The sequence below is a fragment of the Rhizobium sp. BR 314 genome (assembly GCF_047445805.1).
In the GTDB taxonomy this organism is placed as follows: Bacteria; Pseudomonadota; Alphaproteobacteria; order Rhizobiales; family Rhizobiaceae; genus Rhizobium; species Rhizobium lusitanum_B.
Window position 1 is genome coordinate 60,477 of the sequence record NZ_JARWLA010000020.1, and the last position, 16,738, is coordinate 77,214.

Annotated in this window: 18 protein-coding genes, 1 tRNA gene and 2 pseudogenes; 6 read left to right on the top strand and 15 right to left on the bottom strand. The window is 58.4% G+C overall.

What is annotated here, in order from left to right:
• The first annotated feature begins 158 nt into the window (after positions 1 to 158).
• A complete protein-coding gene (gene irrA / locus QD461_RS22595; protein WP_414089749.1) occupies positions 159 to 581 on the top strand; it encodes an iron response transcriptional regulator IrrA in 423 nt (140 codons plus the stop codon).
• A 38-nt stretch (positions 582 to 619) separates the two neighbouring features.
• Here the strand turns inward: irrA and QD461_RS22600 are convergent, their stop codons facing one another.
• On the bottom strand, positions 620 to 1,255 hold the full coding sequence (locus QD461_RS22600) for a trimeric intracellular cation channel family protein (protein ID WP_184709606.1): 636 nt from the start codon (positions 1,253 to 1,255) through the stop codon (positions 620 to 622).
• A gap of 174 nt (positions 1,256 to 1,429) precedes the next feature.
• Between QD461_RS22600 and QD461_RS22605 the strand changes: the two genes are divergently transcribed.
• On the top strand, positions 1,430 to 1,909 hold the full coding sequence (locus QD461_RS22605; protein WP_414089750.1) for a hypothetical protein: 480 nt from the start codon (positions 1,430 to 1,432) through the stop codon (positions 1,907 to 1,909).
• 81 nt (positions 1,910 to 1,990) lie between these two features.
• On the opposite strand, the gene QD461_RS22610 is transcribed toward QD461_RS22605, so the two are convergent.
• The 4 genes and pseudogenes from QD461_RS22610 to QD461_RS22625 form a co-directional block, all read right to left on the bottom strand.
• Positions 1,991 to 2,782, bottom strand: a complete 792-nt coding sequence (locus QD461_RS22610; RefSeq protein ID WP_414089751.1) for a YdcF family protein — start codon at positions 2,780 to 2,782, stop codon at positions 1,991 to 1,993.
• A gap of 73 nt (positions 2,783 to 2,855) precedes the next feature.
• A complete protein-coding gene (locus QD461_RS22615; protein ID WP_414089752.1) occupies positions 2,856 to 3,578 on the bottom strand; it encodes a YoaK family protein in 723 nt (240 codons plus the stop codon).
• A gap of 101 nt (positions 3,579 to 3,679) precedes the next feature.
• Positions 3,680 to 3,829 (bottom strand): annotated as a pseudogene (locus tag QD461_RS22620) (GIY-YIG nuclease family protein); the annotation flags it as partial.
• Positions 3,830 to 4,128: 299 nt separating this feature from the next.
• On the bottom strand, positions 4,129 to 4,692 hold the full coding sequence (locus QD461_RS22625) for a recombinase family protein (RefSeq protein ID WP_414089753.1): 564 nt from the start codon (positions 4,690 to 4,692) through the stop codon (positions 4,129 to 4,131).
• Positions 4,693 to 5,271: 579 nt separating this feature from the next.
• Between QD461_RS22625 and QD461_RS22630 the strand changes: the two genes are divergently transcribed.
• On the top strand, positions 5,272 to 5,511 hold the full coding sequence (locus tag QD461_RS22630; RefSeq protein WP_414089754.1) for a hypothetical protein: 240 nt from the start codon (positions 5,272 to 5,274) through the stop codon (positions 5,509 to 5,511).
• Positions 5,512 to 6,584: 1,073 nt separating this feature from the next.
• On the opposite strand, the pseudogene QD461_RS22635 reads toward QD461_RS22630, so the two are convergent.
• The 7 genes and pseudogenes from QD461_RS22635 to QD461_RS22665 form a co-directional block, all read right to left on the bottom strand.
• Positions 6,585 to 6,755 (bottom strand): annotated as a pseudogene (locus tag QD461_RS22635) (helix-turn-helix domain-containing protein); the annotation flags it as partial.
• A 296-nt stretch (positions 6,756 to 7,051) separates the two neighbouring features.
• The gene (locus tag QD461_RS22640) at positions 7,052 to 7,492 is read right to left on the bottom strand and encodes a GNAT family N-acetyltransferase (RefSeq protein ID WP_414089755.1); all 441 of its coding nucleotides are present in this window, start codon (positions 7,490 to 7,492) and stop codon (positions 7,052 to 7,054) included.
• Positions 7,493 to 7,567: 75 nt separating this feature from the next.
• Entirely contained in the window at positions 7,568 to 7,843 is a 276-nt protein-coding gene (locus QD461_RS22645; protein ID WP_414089756.1) for a DUF1778 domain-containing protein, read from the bottom strand.
• 308 nt (positions 7,844 to 8,151) lie between these two features.
• Positions 8,152 to 8,256: a recombinase family protein gene (locus tag QD461_RS22650; RefSeq protein WP_414089757.1), complete on the bottom strand. Its 105-nt coding sequence runs from the start codon at positions 8,254 to 8,256 to the stop codon at positions 8,152 to 8,154.
• Positions 8,240 to 8,374 (bottom strand): hypothetical protein, encoded by a 135-nt coding sequence (locus QD461_RS22655; RefSeq protein WP_414089797.1) that lies wholly within the window; start codon positions 8,372 to 8,374, stop codon positions 8,240 to 8,242. The genes QD461_RS22650 and QD461_RS22655 overlap by 17 nt, the downstream gene beginning before the upstream one ends.
• Before the next feature lie 281 nt (positions 8,375 to 8,655).
• Positions 8,656 to 8,731, bottom strand: a tRNA-Ala gene (locus tag QD461_RS22660).
• Between the two features lie 151 nt (positions 8,732 to 8,882).
• Positions 8,883 to 9,263, bottom strand: a complete 381-nt coding sequence (locus tag QD461_RS22665; protein WP_414089758.1) for a TIGR02300 family protein — start codon at positions 9,261 to 9,263, stop codon at positions 8,883 to 8,885.
• Between the two features lie 403 nt (positions 9,264 to 9,666).
• Here QD461_RS22665 and QD461_RS22670 point away from each other — a divergent pair, with 403 nt between their 5' ends.
• The 3 genes from QD461_RS22670 (at position 9,667) to rpsA (ending at position 12,851) form a co-directional block, all read left to right on the top strand.
• Positions 9,667 to 10,302, top strand: a complete 636-nt coding sequence (locus tag QD461_RS22670; protein WP_414089759.1) for an FMN-binding negative transcriptional regulator — start codon at positions 9,667 to 9,669, stop codon at positions 10,300 to 10,302.
• 29 nt (positions 10,303 to 10,331) lie between these two features.
• Positions 10,332 to 10,964, top strand: a complete 633-nt coding sequence (cmk, locus tag QD461_RS22675; RefSeq protein WP_414089760.1) for a (d)CMP kinase — start codon at positions 10,332 to 10,334, stop codon at positions 10,962 to 10,964.
• Positions 10,965 to 11,147: 183 nt separating this feature from the next.
• Positions 11,148 to 12,851 (top strand): 30S ribosomal protein S1, encoded by a 1,704-nt coding sequence (gene rpsA / locus QD461_RS22680; RefSeq protein WP_092854221.1) that lies wholly within the window; start codon positions 11,148 to 11,150, stop codon positions 12,849 to 12,851.
• A gap of 108 nt (positions 12,852 to 12,959) precedes the next feature.
• On the opposite strand, the gene QD461_RS22685 is transcribed toward rpsA, so the two are convergent.
• From QD461_RS22685 to QD461_RS22695, 3 genes are all read right to left on the bottom strand, one after another.
• Positions 12,960 to 14,612 (bottom strand): hypothetical protein, encoded by a 1,653-nt coding sequence (locus QD461_RS22685; protein WP_414089761.1) that lies wholly within the window; start codon positions 14,610 to 14,612, stop codon positions 12,960 to 12,962.
• Positions 14,613 to 14,848: 236 nt separating this feature from the next.
• Positions 14,849 to 15,475 carry a ribonuclease D gene (locus QD461_RS22690; protein WP_414089762.1) on the bottom strand — a complete coding sequence of 209 codons (627 nt, stop codon included), beginning with the start codon at positions 15,473 to 15,475 and terminating at the stop codon, positions 14,849 to 14,851.
• Between the two features lie 147 nt (positions 15,476 to 15,622).
• A complete protein-coding gene (locus QD461_RS22695; protein WP_414089763.1) occupies positions 15,623 to 16,453 on the bottom strand; it encodes a MerR family transcriptional regulator in 831 nt (276 codons plus the stop codon).
• Positions 16,454 to 16,738 lie beyond the last annotated feature (285 nt).

The following is a 16,738-nucleotide window of genomic DNA, read 5'->3' on the forward strand; positions in this document are numbered from 1 at the left end:
GGAACGCCAGAGCCGCTACCAGAGCCAAATGCGGCAAAAGCCCGTTTTTTGCGGCTTTTGAGCACCTTCCCACCCCATTGAAACTATTGAAAGCAATCAAGGCAAAAGTTATATGGCTTAGTAAAGATTTATAGAGATCAGGAATCCGGAGTCCCTGAATGGCGGAAGAAGCCGAAATCGCGATCGAGAGCAGGCTGCGCAATGTAGGCCTAAGGCCGACCAGGCAGCGGATCGCGCTGGGAGATCTTCTTTTTGCCAAGGGAAATCGCCACCTGACCGTGGAAGAGCTTCACGAGGAAGCGGTTGCCGCGGGCGTTCCGGTTTCGCTCGCCACCGTCTACAACACGCTGCATCAGTTCACCGAAGCCGGCCTGATCCGCGTGCTTGCCGTCGAGAGCGCCAGGACCTATTTCGACACCAACGTTTCCGACCACCATCACTTTTTCGTGGAAGGTCACAACGAAGTGCTGGATATCCCGATCAGCAATCTGACGATCGGGAATCTGCCAGAGCCGCCGCAGGGCATGGAAATCGCCCATGTCGACGTAGTGATCCGCCTGCGCCGCAAGCAGCAGCGTTAAGGCGCCTTCGCTCGGGCGCCCGCAGCCAAAAGCCTCTTTTACATCACGTCATCCGGATGCCGGCCGGGCCTATGATGATAGGTCGGGAAGGTCCAACCGAACCAGAGCGCCCCTCCCCGCACCGCGAAGGCCGCTGCAACGCCGAGCCCTGCCGATACGAAGAGAGGCAACGCCGTCGCATTGGCCGCGGTGAAGACACCGGCGCCGACGATGGACGCCGTCACGTAAATCTCCGGCCGCAGCAGCACCGAGGGCTCATTCGCCAGCAGATCGCGCAGGATGCCGCCGAAAGTGGCCGTCAGCGCACCGGTGACGATGGCGACCGTCGGCGATCCCGTCGCCGCCATGCCCTTGGCGGCCCCCATCACGCAATAGGCCGACAAGCCCACCGCGTCGAGCCAGATCAGCAGCCGGTAGCGTGATTCGAACAGATGCGCGGTGAAGAAAAACAGCACGCCGACGATGGCGCAGATGATGATATAGGTCGGGTTCAGCACCCAGAAGACCGGAACGCGGCCGAGGATGATATCCCGAAGCGTGCCGCCGCCTATGCCGGTCACTGCGGCAAAGAACAGAAAGCCGATCAGATCGAGCTGTTTGCGCGACGCCGCGAGTGCGCCGGTGGCGGCAAAGAGGGCGACGCCGGCGTAGTCAAGGAACGAGAGAAGCGACATCGAGAACTCCAACGGGGCGCTGGAGCCGGATGATTTTTCGGCATCATGCTCCAACGGCAATTTTCATGAAATGAATCATGACCGCAAGGGCCACGCAAGCAGGTGCGTGCAAAGATGTCGCAGCGGTTACGGCGGTCGATTTGGCCGTGACGGCGCTTCGAAGAGGAATCCCCCGTGAAATCCCTGCTGATCGTCATCATCAACCTCATCGCATTCGTGATCATGCCGGCTGCAGCGCAGGCGCAACAGTCGATCCTTCAGGATCCGGTGGCTTTCGAGAAGGATCACTTCACCAAGAGTTGCGACGGGCAGGTGAGCTTCGGCGAACACTTCGCAACGCAGCAGGACATCAACAACGACAAGCTGATGGATATCGTCATCAATGAGGGCGAGATCACCTGCAAGGGCGAAAAAGGACCCTACTGCACCGACGAAGGCTGCCCCTATAATTTCTATGTCCAGGTCGCCGAAGGCGGCTACCTTATGATAGCCACGGCGAAGATCTACGGCTACGATTTCATCCAGCGCTTCGGCAACATGGTTCTGGTCATGAAGATGCATCCGCGCTTCTGCGACCGGAAGGATGGCGAGGCAGTCTGCGAAATCACCGTCCGAGTGCGAGGCACCAAATTCGTCACCATATCCCAGAAGTAGGCTTTACGGCGCGGATACGTAGGCGCGGTCCCGAAACGCCATTGCGGTCGGGACTCACGTGGCTACGATCCGGAGCGCGCGTTATGGCGCGGGGTAGAGCGCAGAGGTGCGGCCGACGGCGTAGTAGCCGACCAGGCCGGCCCATTCGCGCAGGCCGGTCGCCAGCAGCTGCGCATTACGCGAAGGCTGGGTGAAATCGAAGCCGGGCGTTTCCTTGCCGGTGCTGCGATAATCGACCGGCCACGGCACGACGGAAATGCCCTGCTTGCGGAAAATGCCCATGGAGCGCGGCATGTGGAAGCCCGAGGTGATCAGCAGGCAATCCGAAAGCCCGTTCTGTGCCAGCAGCTCCTTGGTGTTGACGGCATTCTCGAAGGTGGTGCGCGAGGTCTTGTCCTCGATCATGCGGCTCGTCGAAATGCCGAGGGCGGTGAAGAAGCGCTCGGAGATGACGGCATCGCCCTCATAGGAGCCGCCGATCGACCCGTCGCCGCCCGAAATGACGATGCGGGCCTGCGGGTATTTCTGCGCGAGACGCAGCGCCTCGATGAGGCGGTCGCCGGCCGAATCAAGCTCGTAGCCGCCCCGCACCGTCGTCACTTCGTTCTGCGTGGCGCCGCCGAGCACGATCATGCATTTGAGATCAGCAGGGTCGGCGGCAGGCTTCGGAAAGCGCTCCTCTAGCCCTTGCACCACATAGGCGCCCGCCGTCGTATAAAGCGTGACGAACAGGACGACAGCGGACAGCAGCGAGGTAGTGAGCATCGTAGCCCGCCAGCGCAGGAGTCCGGCGATGAAGGCCAAAAGGCCGAGGAGGAATGCCAGCGACAGCGGCTGACCGAAAATCCAGACAAGTTTCGAAAAAACAAACACGGCACATCCTTACGCTTGTCGGCAGAAAACGATTCGGTTTCTCCCTAGCAGATTTTTGTGCACCGCAATGTGGCTATTTCGATCGTCGCGCCAGCGGAGCCGCCGCCACAAAGCGCTGATTGAAGCGGCGCTGCAGCGGGCGGGGGATGAAGAGCGTCGATAGCGCCAGCGCAAGGGCGACCATCGACACCAGCCAGAGCGCATGTGCCCCAAAGTTACGGGCAAGAAGCGCGCCGATGACGGCGCCCGATATCATGCCGCTCCAGGGCACGATCTGCACCGTCCAGGCAAAATCCCGCTCGCCCAGCAGGAAACGGCCGATGCCGCGGCCGAATCGCGAGAGTGCGCCCGTGACATAGGTAAGCCCGATCGGCAGGCCTTCAATATGCTCGACCGTGGCGTTGACCAGGCCCATGGCGAGCACCACGAGAAAGAACTGCACCAGAACCAACGCCGGCTCCGCAAAGCCGGCCGCAGCTGCCAGAAGAATGCTGACGCAGGCCAGCACGACGAAGGCCCGCCGATCGGCCATATGAGCGATAACGATACCCAGCGCATTGCCGCCTATGAAGGTCAGGATGGCGGAAAACAGCACCAAGGCATGACCGAAATCCCCCGTCCCGAGCGCAATCGCCGCCCGCGTCGTGTTGCCCGTCATGAAGGATACGAAGTTCCCCGTCAGCATCAGGCCGACGGCATCGGTCATACCAGCCAGAAATGCAATCGAGGCAACGAGTACCAACCCCGTCACCGTACGGCGGGTCTTAATGAGGCGACGGCGGCGCTGTCTGGTCATGAGGCGAATCGAGGTGAGTTGCGGGAGATCGGAGGCTAGCATGAAGTTGGGGAGATGCGGAATGTCATCGATAATGTTGACTAGCGATAGCAGGCCGACTTCTAGAGAAGCCTTTTCTTTGCAAATACTCTACCGGAATGGGATTTCAGATAGGTCTCAAATTCTAGCGCTCGCTATTTGTCCGGGAATGCCGAATACCACAGAAGAACCCACGGCGCGAATTTCGCGGTATGGGCCGACTTACCGGCGTTATCGATTGGCCAGCCGGATGATGTCCGGGTGCTTGATCTTGATGGGTTTGGGCCGACACAAGCCAGCCGACTCGAAAATAACTGCGCACTATTCGCCTACTCTTCTTTCGGAAACGGATGCAGAGCCCGCGTGTACGTCAAAGCAGTTTCACCCATCGATCCCGACTTAAAGGAAATGGTTGCTGTGGCGGTCAATGTGGAGCCACCGTCAGGCGATGAGGGATACCAGGCGCTCTTAGCAAATGAGATGTCTCGTTGGCAGCCCAAGGATCGTAAGCAGTGACCCGGCAACTCGGCTCTCAAGCCGCCTCCTTGAGTATCCTGAAAACACTCGCCCTGCTGATCTTCAAGGCCGCCTGAATGTCCGCGATCTTCTTGCCCGCCGCCTTCATGGCCAGCACCTCGTCTACCTTACTGCGGGCCGTAGGCGCTCGCCCCTTATACTTGCCGTCTGCCTTGGCCTTGGCGATGCCTTCACGCTGCCTCTCCAGCATCAGCTCTCGCTCAAACTCCGCAATAGATCCCAGTAGGTTTAGCATGAGCTTTCCGGTGGGCGTAGAGGTATCCAGATTGAGGGCCAGAATGCGAAGCTCGACGCCCTTTGCCTTCAAGGTCTCGGTGATTGCCACGAGGTCGGCCACTGAGCGGGCAAGGCGGTCAAGCTTCGTGACCACCAGCACATCGCCCTCTCGGACAAACTCAAGGGCGCGCTCAAGCTCGGGCCTCTCGTTTGCAACCGAGGATAGCTGCTCTTTGAAAACCTTGGTGCAGCCGGCAGCTTGCAAGTCTCGGAGTTGAGCATCGAGCCCGGCCTTCTGGTCGGTGGTGGATGTACGGGAATAGCCAATCTGCACGGTTGCCATTGCGGCCTCCTCGTAGTCTCACATAATTCCCAGACTAGGAGATGCTATTAGTCTCAAAATGTCAGCGGCACTCGTGTGAGACTGTTTTACAGCATATTGAAGAGACTCACTGGGGCTTGATCCAATCGAGCCCGCACCCTGGTGGGGGAAATTCGTGTGGACACTACCAGGAGGTGGCCTCTCGAATACGTGACCCCAAAATTTCGTCAGAAGGCCGAGGCGACTGCAATTACCCACGTCCACACGTCAGTCCCTCGGCATCATCCCAACGAGCAACTTATTGCCCACCTTATTGCCGCACCTCCTGCACGCAAGCTTGCCCGCCAACGAGCCGACCTTCTTGCTACCCCCGAAGCGCCTCCGCATCTCGTGACGATCCACCGAGGCAGTCCTTCCGCAAACCGAGCAGGCGGCACTAAGTTCGTACCACTGCGGTAGACCTCCAAGTGTCTGCTCGTAGTCACTGTGTCCCATTGGTAGAAGCGTGATCCCTTTTCGGTGTCTCATACTAGCCTACGTCTTGGCTCATTGACTCCCATCATCTAAAGAACATAAAGGGAACATAAAGGAGTAACAAGCATGATTCGATTTGCACCCGCTACGGCCTCTGCCATGCCGCCCACGATCTCCACGCCGAAGCCCAGTGTGGACACCCCGAAGGAAACCGATGGGGTCAAGGTGGCTACCGCAAATGGAATGCTGCTTGCTGAGCTTCCAGAGGTTTCCGCTCCCGCTCTCAAAACCTCCAAGACTCGCTCGCAAAGGAAGCTCAAGGCCAGGCCTGAGGCTGCTGCCGTACAGCTCGATCTTAACGCATAGGCTCTGTCTATCGCGCATGAGATTCAATGCAGCCATGCTCCCTTGCTGTTTGCCACGCCCTACGCGTATGCCGCTCAGCCTGTTGCGGCTGGAGTTTCCGTTTGCTTTACCCCAGCCGAGCAATGTGAGGGACGAATTGTTAGCGCTATAGGCCGAGCAGAATTCTCCATCCGGGTGCAGGCTAACGGCTTTACATCCCTCCCGGTCATCCACGTGCTCCAGCGAGCTGCCGGCAGAGGCGTTGAGATTCTGGTTATCCTCGACAAGACCAACGAGCGGAAGTACTAGGGCGCCACTTTGCTCGAAGCAGCCGGTATTCCTGTGTGGATATAGCCGGCGAAGCCAATCCAAGGCTTCATATTCACCTTTGCTTTTCGTCGGCATAGCTCAGACGACGTTCGTTCGCACCCTCGAACCACCGTTTAGTCGTGTCGCATATAGCTCTTTGTGCCTTCGTGGGTCATGCAATAGCGGCCACCGCGAGGGCCGGTGCAATATTTGCCGCTGTCGCATGAACAGTCGCCGGTTTCCGTCGGTGCCATTTCCGTCGACCCTGATTCCATGAGACCTGCCGCCATACCGATGCCGCCAGTATATGCCGGACAAGATTTCTTACTCCCGCTGACTGATCCGTCGTTGCAGACGAAGGTGTTGCCCTGACAATGGTTGATGCCGCCTTTATGACCGCTGCAGGGTGTATTCTGCGCCCACGAGGATGTCGGCGCCAACAAGAGCGCTGCAGCCAGAACGATAGCCAGTCTTTCCATTGCTCCTCCCATGGACGAAGGGAGAATGCGTCGGATGGCGGCATTAGGCAAGAATGATCGAAGGTGAGTCTGACGCGGTCGATAATCCCTACATTTCTCGCACTGGTGGATATAGTATGATCGGCTAATATAATGTTCCCGATGACTTTAGGAGAGCATGTGTCAGACCGCGGCACGATCGAAGAGCAGATCCACGATGCCAAGTATGGAATGTCTATCTTGGTGACCTGTCTTGTGCAGGAGCTGGAAGCGATCCATCCAGGCTTTACGGAAAAATATGAGGAACGGCTTAGCCGAGCCTATTACGCGATACGTGAGCGCCTCCAGGCCTTCGTCCTTGTGGCGGTTGAAGATCTTGTAGCCGGTCTTGCGCGAAATGCCGAACTCCCGGCACACTTCGCTCATGCCTTCGCCCTCAAGCAGCCGGGCGACAAATCGTAGACGTTCCTCCATCATCGAAGCCTCTCTCCACGGCATCAGCACCTCCCGCTTCAAAACGGAAAGTGTTACCCATGTCTCCGGTACAATACGTCACCTATCTCTTAGATCGGGCTGGCAGTATGTTAACGTCTGCCGATAGTATGAACATGTCTTTGGTATAGTATTAAAGAATTCGGACAAGCGCGGGAACAACTCAGGGCACTCGAAAGACCGCAGGCCTGGAACGGAGGCCTCCTGGTCCAGTAACCAGGAGTTCGCCGCTGTGAAAAGCGAATATCCGCTTTGATGCTTAGCTACAGAGCCCAAAGCACGTAGATGGACTATGCTACGGCTTAGGAAGTAGCCTGATTCAGTGATTCAATAATATCCTTGGCGGGTAGAATTAGACGCCGTTCCGTATTCTTGGTTTCTTGAAAATGAAATTTTTTGTAAAAGGACATGGCATCGTCGTCGAGCGCGTTTACGACAACGCCACGGAAAGCTACTAATTGGGCAGCCGACACTATGCTCATTAAAGCGTTTCTTAAGAGCGCTTTGCCCAGCCCGCTCCCCTGATGTTCAGTAGCAACGGCCAGCCGAGCCAAAACTGCTACTGGAATTTCAGTAGGGGCTTGGGTGCCTTTGACCGAACGGGAAACATCGTTTCGATGTATCATACCAGCGCAAACAGAATGATAGCCAACGACGTGATAAGCCTCGTCTGCAATAACAAACGTTCGGGTATATCCCTGTTCTTGGTTATAAAGCGCCATATCTTTGAGCCAGTCATCCAACGAGGGCTTCCCTGACGAAAAACCCTCGAGGATGTGCTGACTACTAATTGGGCAAGGCTTTCTGTAGGACAAAAGTCAATCCATCCATTCCACTTTGGTCTGGAATAGTTTGACAAGGTTATCCCTAGCGACACCCGGTGCTGCAAGTTGATCGCTTACAGCCTCAAAAACATCTGCAGATACCCCTATGAATCGCTGGTCCAGCAACTCTTCTTGAGCGGAGTAGACAGATGCCTCAGTCATAAACGCAGTAATGCTCTTTCCGCAAACTTCGGCAGCTCGCGCAATGAGTTCGTGCGTTTCCGGCTCAATCCGTAGATTGACGGTTTTGGTTTTCTTAAGGGCGGACATCTCATTCTCCATTCAATCGCACGTTAGATGATTTGTGCGACGTACTTTTACTAGCGATCGAATACGGCCGTGTGTTGGCAATGTAAATACACCAGAATAAATTTCAATTAATGAAAAGGTTCGATCTCGGTTAATGCTCTGAAACCATTTCAGGATTTTTTAGTCATAAAATCGTGTTCCACCAAATGTCGCATGGATCCGCCCGCGTTGCCCATAAATGCTTAGAAATGGGCATCGCGGAGCTAACGTTCGGGCGAAATTCAGAAGCTTCGCATTGAGCGCTATTTTGTCCATAAAATTCCGGAGAGCTAGAGGCGATCGGCGCTCAAGGATACACCCTTGGCCTTTAGTTCGTTGATGGTGTTCAAGAGGTCTGTAGCTGAGCGGGCCAAGCGGTCAATCTTGGTCACCACAAAGGTGTCCCCCCTTGCGGGCAAAGCGGAGCGCTTCTTTCAGGGCCGGCCTATCGCTGTCCACGCCGGAACGCTTCTCTTCAAAGATGTGGTCTGGTTCGACACCCAAAGCCAGCATCTTGTCTCGCTGCACTTCTAGGCTCTGTCCAGTGGAAGACACGCGGATATAAGCTACGAGGGTCGCCCACCGTTTTCTTTTGGCCTTCGGCCCATATCCTCGGCCCAGGATCACATGTGGAAGAGCAAGAGATTTCCCGCTTGGTGATTCTCGCTTTTGCTTGGTCTCATCCACAGAAACGCTTGGGTACTCGCAATGGGTTCTTTCGTGGGTACTCAGCACGGAGTGCTGCTCAGCCTAGCCATTTGGTTTTCTTACGGAGTTTTCAATGGAAAAGATTTTGGTGGAGCTAAGCGGGATCGAACCGCTGACCTCTTGCATGCCATGCAAGCGCTCTCCCAGCTGAGCTATAGCCCCATCAAGATGGTGCCGTTTTACCGGCCCTGGGTCCCTTCCGAGCGCTTCGCCCGTCGGGGTGGCGGCTTATTACTTGTGGTTTTCACAGATAGCAAGCCGAAAAATTCGGCCCGGGAAATTTTTCTTTGTTCCCGAGCCGATTGTCGTCAGATCAAACGTCGTCGTCGTCGCCGGTGACGCCGATGATGTCGCTCATGTCGTCGTCATCTTCGTCTTCGTCAGCTTCGAGGAAGGTGTCGTCGTCATCGTCGCCGATTTCGACATCGTCATCGCCCATATCCGGGATATCGTCGCCGGTTGCAGCCTCATCGGCGTCCTCGAGCGATACCAGTTCGACTTCCGTGTTTTCGGTATCGACTTCGGCCACTTCCTCTTCTTCCGGAACTTCCTTCGCTGCGGAGGTTTCCTCAAAGAAGGACAAGGGCCAGGACTTGCCGGTATAGGGCGAGATCACCGGATCCCGGTTCAAGTCATAGAACTTCTTGCCGGTATCCGGGTCGGTACGTTTTGTTCCAAGTTCCGCTTTCGCCACTGTCAAAGCCTCATGAATGGCCGAATGAAAATTCGGCAATGCCGGGGAAGCCGGCGTTTTAAGGGAAATATCAGCCGGTCCCCTTAATCGTTGCGGCCGTTTCTGTCAAAGCTAAACTTCATGCCGCTTTGCACGCGGTTTTCGTGCATTACGCGATGAGGGGTCAACGGGCCTGTACCAGCAAGTCGATGCGAACCCTCGAACCTCCGGCGCAAGAGCATTGCAGCCGGCCGCGACGGCCCCCTGCCTGAGCGACATAGCCACGATGTTTTCCCGATTTTTTGCTATGATGACAAGATTGGGCGCGACGATTGAAGCTAAGGGCTGATAGACCGCGCCATTGGCCATTCGAAGCCTTGCTTGCTGGCTTTCCTCAGAATGGCGCCACAAACGGACCGCAGCCATGTATCAGCCTCCACATCATCGCGAAGACGATCTCGGCACGCAACACCAACTGATCCGTGCCCATCCGCTGGGATTGCTGATCACGGCGGGTGGCGCTGGACTGATCGCCAATGCCGTGCCGTTTCACCTGAATGCGGAGCTTTCGTCCAAGGGGACGCTGCAAGCCCATATTGCCAGGGCAAACGGCCAATGGAAGGAGATTGCGGCGGGCGCACCCCTTCTCGTCGTCTTCCAGGGCGCCGATACCTACATCACGCCCTCCTGGTATGCGACGAAGCGGGAGACCGGCAAGGTGGTGCCGACCTGGAATTATGCGATCGTGCAGGTACGCGGAGCCGCGCGGACGATCGAGGATCCCGCCTGGCTGCGCGCGCAGATCGGCGCGCTGACCGGCGAAAACGAAAACGATCGCGCTGAGCCCTGGGCGGTAGAGGATGCGCCGCCGGAATTCATCGCCGCCCAGATGAAAGGCATCGTCGGCATCGAAATCGACATCGAGACGATTGACGGCAAATGGAAGGTGAGCCAGAACCGGCCGCTGGCTGACCGACAGGGCGTCGCCGAAGGCCTTTCGGCGATCGATCGCGCAGAGGCAACGGAAATGGCCGAACTGGTGCGTCGCTACAGCAAATAGCGAGAGACGATGTAGGGACGAAGGAAGACATGATCATCGCCATCGACGGGCCTGCGGCCGCCGGCAAAGGAACTCTGGCACGCCGGATCGCCGAAACCTACGGCTATCATCATCTCGATACCGGCCTTACCTACCGCGCCACAGCCAAGGCGCTCCTCGATGCCGGGCTGCCGCTCGACGACGAAATGATTGCCGAGGGCATGGCGCGCAGGGTCGATCTGGCCGGGCTCGACCGGACTATCCTCTCCCAGCACGAGATCGGCGAGGCAGCCTCGAAGATCGCCGTCATGCCGGCCGTCCGCCGGGCTTTGGTCGAAGCGCAGCGCCGCTTTGCCGCAAAAACACCGGGTGCGGTGCTCGACGGTCGTGACATCGGCACCGTCGTCTGCCCGGGCGCACCGGTAAAACTCTATGTGACTGCTTCGGCCGAAGTTCGGGCGAAGCGGCGCTACGAGGAGATCATCGACGCCGGCGGCAGCGCAGATTACGTTGCCATTTTCGAGGATGTGAAACGACGCGACGAACGCGACATGGGCCGCACCGACAGCCCTTTGAAACCAGCTGAAGACGCGTACTTGCTAGATACCTCAGAAATGAGTATAGAAGCGGCGTTTCAGAAGGCTAAATCGCTCGTCGATGCCGCTCTGAGCCGAAATGCCTGAAAATATGAGCGGCTTTCGTGCGCTTCGCGCCGGGACCGCCGATTTCAAAATAGCCTGACATTCCGTCCAAGCGCCGGATAGCTTTCCCTTCAAAGGAAGGCGGACTGGGGTCAGGCCCGTTTAACGCGAACCACCGGCGCGTCAGTGTCCAGATTGCATGATCAGGACACGCCAGGAGATTTTATGTCTGTAACTTCCCCCTCTCGCGAAGATTTCGCAGCCCTTCTCGAAGAATCCTTTGCCAAGAACGACCTGGCTGAAGGCTATGTCACCAAGGGCATCATCACCGCCATCGAAAAGGATGTCGCCGTTGTAGACGTCGGCCTCAAGGTCGAAGGCCGCATCGCGCTGAAGGAATTCGGTGCACGCGCCAAGGACGGCACGCTCAAGGTTGGCGATGAAGTCGAAGTTTACGTCGAGCGTATCGAAAACGCACTTGGCGAAGCTGTTCTGTCGCGCGAAAAGGCTCGCCGCGAAGAAAGCTGGATCAAGCTCGAAGCCAAGTTCGAAGCTGGCGAGCGCGTTGAAGGCGTCATCTTCAACCAGGTCAAGGGCGGCTTCACCGTCGATCTCGACGGCGCTATCGCCTTCCTGCCGCGTTCGCAGGTCGACATCCGTCCGATCCGCGACGTTACCCCGCTGATGCACAACCCGCAGCCCTTCGAAATCCTCAAGATGGACAAGCGCCGCGGCAACATCGTCGTTTCGCGTCGTACGGTTCTGGAAGAGTCCCGTGCCGAGCAGCGTTCTGAAATCGTTCAGAACCTCGAAGAAGGCCAGGTTGTTGACGGCGTCGTCAAGAACATCACCGATTACGGTGCGTTCGTTGACCTCGGCGGCATCGACGGCCTGCTGCACGTCACCGACATGGCATGGCGCCGTGTGAACCATCCGTCGGAAATCCTGTCCATCGGCCAGCAGGTCAAGGTACAGATCATCCGCATCAACCAGGAAACCCACCGTATCTCGCTCGGCATGAAGCAGCTCGAGAGCGATCCGTGGGATGGCATCCAGGCCAAGTATCCGGAAGGCAAGAAGATTTCCGGTACCGTCACGAACATCACCGACTACGGTGCGTTCGTCGAGCTGGAGCCGGGCATCGAAGGCCTGATCCACATCTCGGAAATGTCCTGGACCAAGAAGAACGTTCACCCCGGCAAGATCCTGTCCACGAGCCAGGAAGTCGAAGTGGTCGTTCTCGAAGTCGATCCGACCAAGCGCCGTATCTCGCTTGGCCTGAAGCAGACGCTCGAAAACCCGTGGGCAGCATTCGCCCGCAACCATCCGGCTGGCACCGAAGTCGAAGGCGAAGTCAAGAACAAGACCGAATTCGGCCTGTTCATCGGCCTCGACGGCGATGTGGACGGCATGGTGCACCTCTCCGACCTCGACTGGAACCGTCCGGGCGAACAGGTCATCGAAGAGTTCAACAAGGGTGACGTCGTCAAGGCTGTCGTTCTCGACGTCGACGTTGAGAAGGAGCGCATCTCGCTCGGCATCAAGCAGCTCGGCAAGGATGCAGTCGGCGAAGCCGCCGCTTCCGGCGACCTGCGCAAGAATGCAGTCGTTTCCTGCGAAGTTATCGCAGTCAACGAAGGCGGCATCGAAGTGAAGCTCGTCAACCACGAAGACATCACCTCGTTCATCCGCCGCGCCGATCTGTCGCGTGACCGTGACGAGCAGCGCCCTGAGCGTTTCTCGGTTGGTCAGGTTGTTGACGCTCGCGTCACCAACTTCTCCAAGAAGGACCGCAAGATCATGCTGTCGATCAAGGCTCTGGAAATCGCAGAAGAGAAGGAAGCTGTTGCTCAGTTCGGTTCGTCCGACTCGGGCGCTTCGCTCGGCGACATCCTGGGTGCGGCTCTGAAGAACCGCAACGCCGAATAATCTTCGGTAGAAGCCTGAAAACAAAAGACCCGCCGGAGCGATCCGGCGGGTTTTTCCTTGTCCGTTGTGGAGAATTCGGGTCGGCTGATCCGCCCGTTGCGGGAAGCCCTACTCCCAGGTGACCATGCGCCGATAGAAATCAAAGGCGTGGTCTTGCTGGCGATCGCTCGGCGAAGGCCGCGGCAGGGCAGCCAGCTCCGGCGAACTGCTAGAGGACTGCCGTGAGTCGGTTTGCGTCTCGGCATCGCCGGACGTCTCTTCCGTCATCTGAGCCGGTGGCTCTTCCGCGCGCGGCTCGTCCTCATCCTCGTGCTGCGCCGTCTCCTCTTCGTCGGGATGCTCACTTTCCTCATCACCGACGGGATCGACACGATCGATCCGCTTCTGTTCGCTCGCCTTGGAGGGCGCAGCAGCCGGCAGGTAGTTGGCGACAGCAAAGGGCACGCCAATCGGCAGGGACACCGGCATTCCGGCCTGCTCGGCCGTATTGTACATCGCAATCGCAGCCGCAGCAGACGCCGGAGCTTGCGGCCTACCGGAAAGCGCTGCGAGAGGGACTGATATTTCCTCTTCGCTCGCCAGTGCGACCGGCGCCGAGATGGGCGGGATGGGATGGCTCCTGCCGCTTTCATCGACGGGCTGCTGCTGCGTCTGTCCCGCGGCATTGGCCATCAGCGCCTGCGCTATGATCTTTTCGACGGAGGCCGCCGGATTGTTGATGATCTGCAGCAGATCGGAATTGATGGCCATGGCGGGCGGGTTGATGACAACCTGCAGCCCCTGTTTGAGATCGGCCTGGATTTGCTGGATATCCCGTGGCACAGGCGGCGGCGCAAGCGGCGATCTGATCAACTCGATTTCGATCGGAAGCTTGGCTTCGGCGACGATCGCCGCCAAAAGCGGCCCCGCTACCGGATTGCCCGGAGGAGGTACCGGCTGCGAGGGTGAAGTCGTTGCGGCGTTGATGCCAAGGCCGGCGGAAGCAGTGGGAGCAGCTTGCGGTGCTGTAACTGTTCCAGTTTGCGGCAGCGCTTGCCCGGAAGCGGCCTGAGTTGTGGTCGCTGGAGAGGGGCTTGTCGCGCCTGACTGAGCCGCTTCCTGGAGTGCAGGTGCCGTCTGCATGGGCTGTGCAGTGGCGCCAGCGGACGTCGGCTCTTTCACGGGGGATGCCAGGCTTGCCGCCTGGGCAGCAATATCGGCGACTTTCTGCAGTATCGCAGGCGCGAGCGACTGGGTTGCTGCAGCCTTCGCTTCGCCGGCATTCTGCCCGTAGGAATTGACGACCGCCTTCAACACGGCGTCAGGCTCAACTGTCGATGCCTGTTCCAGGCCGAGTGCCAGCTGGACGGTTTGCGGGCTTTCAGGATCCGCCAGGGCCGCAGCAAGTAGCGGCAGCGGCACGGGCGTGCTCATTTGCGCATCCATGCGCTGCTGGGCCGCGGCAAGCTGCTGCGGCGAAAGATTGCTGATGGCGGCAGCCACACGCTGCGCATAGACGGCATTGCTCTCGCCGGGCTCGCGCGCGAGATTCAATGCGCGCGCGGCGGTATCGATAGCGGAAAGGAGGCTGTCGAACATGCGCTCGCGCGCTGCGACCAGCAGCATGTTCAGCTTGCCTTCGACGCTGGCACTGACCGCGCTCGACAAGACCGCCATCGGCGTTGCCGTGGTCTGCAGCCCCGACGTTTCCGCCGTTACGACGACAGGTTTTTCGATGGACGCGCTTACAGCGGACACGGCACCAACGGCGGGAAGCAACATGACATGCTCCTTTGTCTGGCAAGGCGACGATGGAAGCGGGGGGCAGGTTCAATCAAGGCCGCTCATGCGGCCGGTGGATTTCCTAGCGCCAGATAACCCGGGTGGCGATACGCAAACGCGATGAGCTGGAAACCATCCGCAAAATAGCAGTCGAATCGTTAATGGATTCCTAAATGAGAGAACCGGCACCACTTTCGCGGCACCGGCCCTCGAATTTTGCCTGATGAGCGCAGCCGTCAGCTATGCGCGAAGATATCCGCCTCTTCCCAGCCGAGAAGATCGAGCTTGGCACGGGTTGGCAGGAAGGCAAAGCAATCGTCGGCGTAATCCATGCGGCCGTCGCGCAGCAGACGCTGCGTCAGCTTTTCGCGCAGGGCATGAAGATAAAGCACATCCGAGGCCGCATATTCGAGCTGTGCGGGCGAAAGCGTTTCCGCTCCCCAGTCGGACGACTGCTGCGCCTTGGAGATATCGACCTCAAGCATTTCCTTGAGATTATCCTTGAGGCCATGGCGATCGGTGTAGGTGCGGCAGAGGCGCGATGCGATCTTGGTGCAGAAGACAGGTGTGGTGGTGACGCCGAAGGTGTGGAACAGGACGGCGATGTCGAAGCGGCCATAGTGAAAGATCTTTTGGCGCGCGGGGTCGGCAAGCATGGCGACGAGATTGGGCGCCTGCTTCTGTCCGGCTGCGATGCGGATGATATCGGCCGTGCCGTCGCCCGGCGACAGCTGCACGACGCAAAGCCGGTCGCGACGCGGGATGAGGCCGAGGGTCTCGGTATCGATTGCGATGGCGCCGGTGTAGCGGGCGGCATCGGCGGCGGAAATATCGCCTTCATGATAGCGGATGGTGGCAGCCATGAGATTCTCCCGGCTCTGTTTTTCTGAGTTCGTTTTTCGTCCGTTCTATAGAACAGACGGGTAGATAACGATACCGTCACATCTGGCGCTTGTTGTTTCTTCGCGTATTCAAGGCGAAAATCCGCTGCGCATTTTTCTTGCGAGCCTCTAGAATGTCGGCGGCGTGTTGATCCAGAGCAGCACAGTCTCGCCGTCGTGCCGGTTACGCCAGGAGTGATAACGGCGGCTCTCGAAGTAAAGCGAATCGCCGGGCAGCAGGTCGAAGAACTGGTCGCTGTCGAGCACCAGTTCCAGGCGTCCGGCCAGCACATGAATGAACTCCTCACCCTCGTGGCGATAGGCGCCTTCGCTCGCAGCACCGGGCGCCAGCACGAAGCGATGGCAATCCATCATCGTCCGCCCTTCGGCCAGCAGCTGCACCGTCACTCCGGGCGTGGTCGCCGGCCAGGCCCGCCATTCGCCCGATCGGATCAAGGCCGGCACATCCTCACGCTCCTCGCCTGACAGGCGCGAAACGGTGGTGCCGTAATAATCCGCAAGATCATGCAGGGTTTTGAAGCTGACGCCCTGCGACGTGCGCTCCAGCGTCGACAATGTCGAGGACGTCATGCCCATGTCGGCCGCAACCTGCTCTAATGTCTTGCTGGCGGCGTGGCGCAGCGAGCGAAAGCGGCGGCCGATATCGGAGGATGCCGATTGCTCGCCATTCTCCAAACCGGAGGCGCCGCCCTCCTCCGTCTCGAGCGCTTCACGGATCGCTGCGGGGTTGAGACCGCGCTCGGCCCGGAACCAGGAAATACGCTTCAACCGCGCCACATCCTCGGCGCTATATTGACGGTGTCCCGTTTCAGAGCGGGAAGGCACCACCAGCCCCTGGCTTTCCCATAGGCGCAAGGTGGAAGCCGACACGCCGGCCAGACGCGCCGCTTCCGCCACCTTGTAGCGCACTAAATAGCGCTCGGGCTCGATGCTGCTCATTTGCCAATGATCCCTGATCTCTCAAGCATTTTCGGTTTTCTGCGAATCGCGAGAATGCTCAATTTTCTTATTTCCCAGCACATTCCGGACAGACAGCCGCTGCTGACCTCCCGACGATGCTCTGGTCTTTCGATCTGCTTAGCACGAATGAAACGCCAACTGCACAACTCCCTAAATCGATTTAAGAAACGAGGTAGCTTTTCAATGCGCCGGGGCCCGCCTGGAACGCTTCGCATGACCCGCGCGGCACGGAATCGGAGCCTCCAGCGCATTCTTGTCACCCAC

Bases quoted from the DNA above. Each gene is read 5' to 3' on its own strand.
- irrA (WP_414089749.1), top strand. From the start codon at position 159: ATGGCGGAAGAAGCCGAAATCGCGATCGAGAGCAGGCTGCGCAATGTA.
- QD461_RS22600 (WP_184709606.1), bottom strand. From the start codon at position 1,255: ATGTCGCTTCTCTCGTTCCTTGACTACGCCGGCGTCGCCCTCTTTGCC.
- QD461_RS22615 (WP_414089752.1), bottom strand. From the start codon at position 3,578: ATGACCAGACAGCGCCGCCGTCGCCTCATTAAGACCCGCCGTACGGTG.
- QD461_RS22625 (WP_414089753.1), bottom strand. From the start codon at position 4,692: ATGGCAACCGTGCAGATTGGCTATTCCCGTACATCCACCACCGACCAG.
- QD461_RS22630 (WP_414089754.1), top strand. From the start codon at position 5,272: ATGATTCGATTTGCACCCGCTACGGCCTCTGCCATGCCGCCCACGATC.
- QD461_RS22645 (WP_414089756.1), bottom strand. From the start codon at position 7,843: ATGTCCGCCCTTAAGAAAACCAAAACCGTCAATCTACGGATTGAGCCG.
- QD461_RS22655 (WP_414089797.1), bottom strand. From the start codon at position 8,374: ATGCTGGCTTTGGGTGTCGAACCAGACCACATCTTTGAAGAGAAGCGT.
- QD461_RS22670 (WP_414089759.1), top strand. From the start codon at position 9,667: ATGTATCAGCCTCCACATCATCGCGAAGACGATCTCGGCACGCAACAC.
- cmk (WP_414089760.1), top strand. From the start codon at position 10,332: ATGATCATCGCCATCGACGGGCCTGCGGCCGCCGGCAAAGGAACTCTG.
- rpsA (WP_092854221.1), top strand. From the start codon at position 11,148: ATGTCTGTAACTTCCCCCTCTCGCGAAGATTTCGCAGCCCTTCTCGAA.
- QD461_RS22685 (WP_414089761.1), bottom strand. From the start codon at position 14,612: ATGTTGCTTCCCGCCGTTGGTGCCGTGTCCGCTGTAAGCGCGTCCATC.
- QD461_RS22690 (WP_414089762.1), bottom strand. From the start codon at position 15,475: ATGGCTGCCACCATCCGCTATCATGAAGGCGATATTTCCGCCGCCGAT.
- QD461_RS22695 (WP_414089763.1), bottom strand. From the start codon at position 16,453: ATGAGCAGCATCGAGCCCGAGCGCTATTTAGTGCGCTACAAGGTGGCG.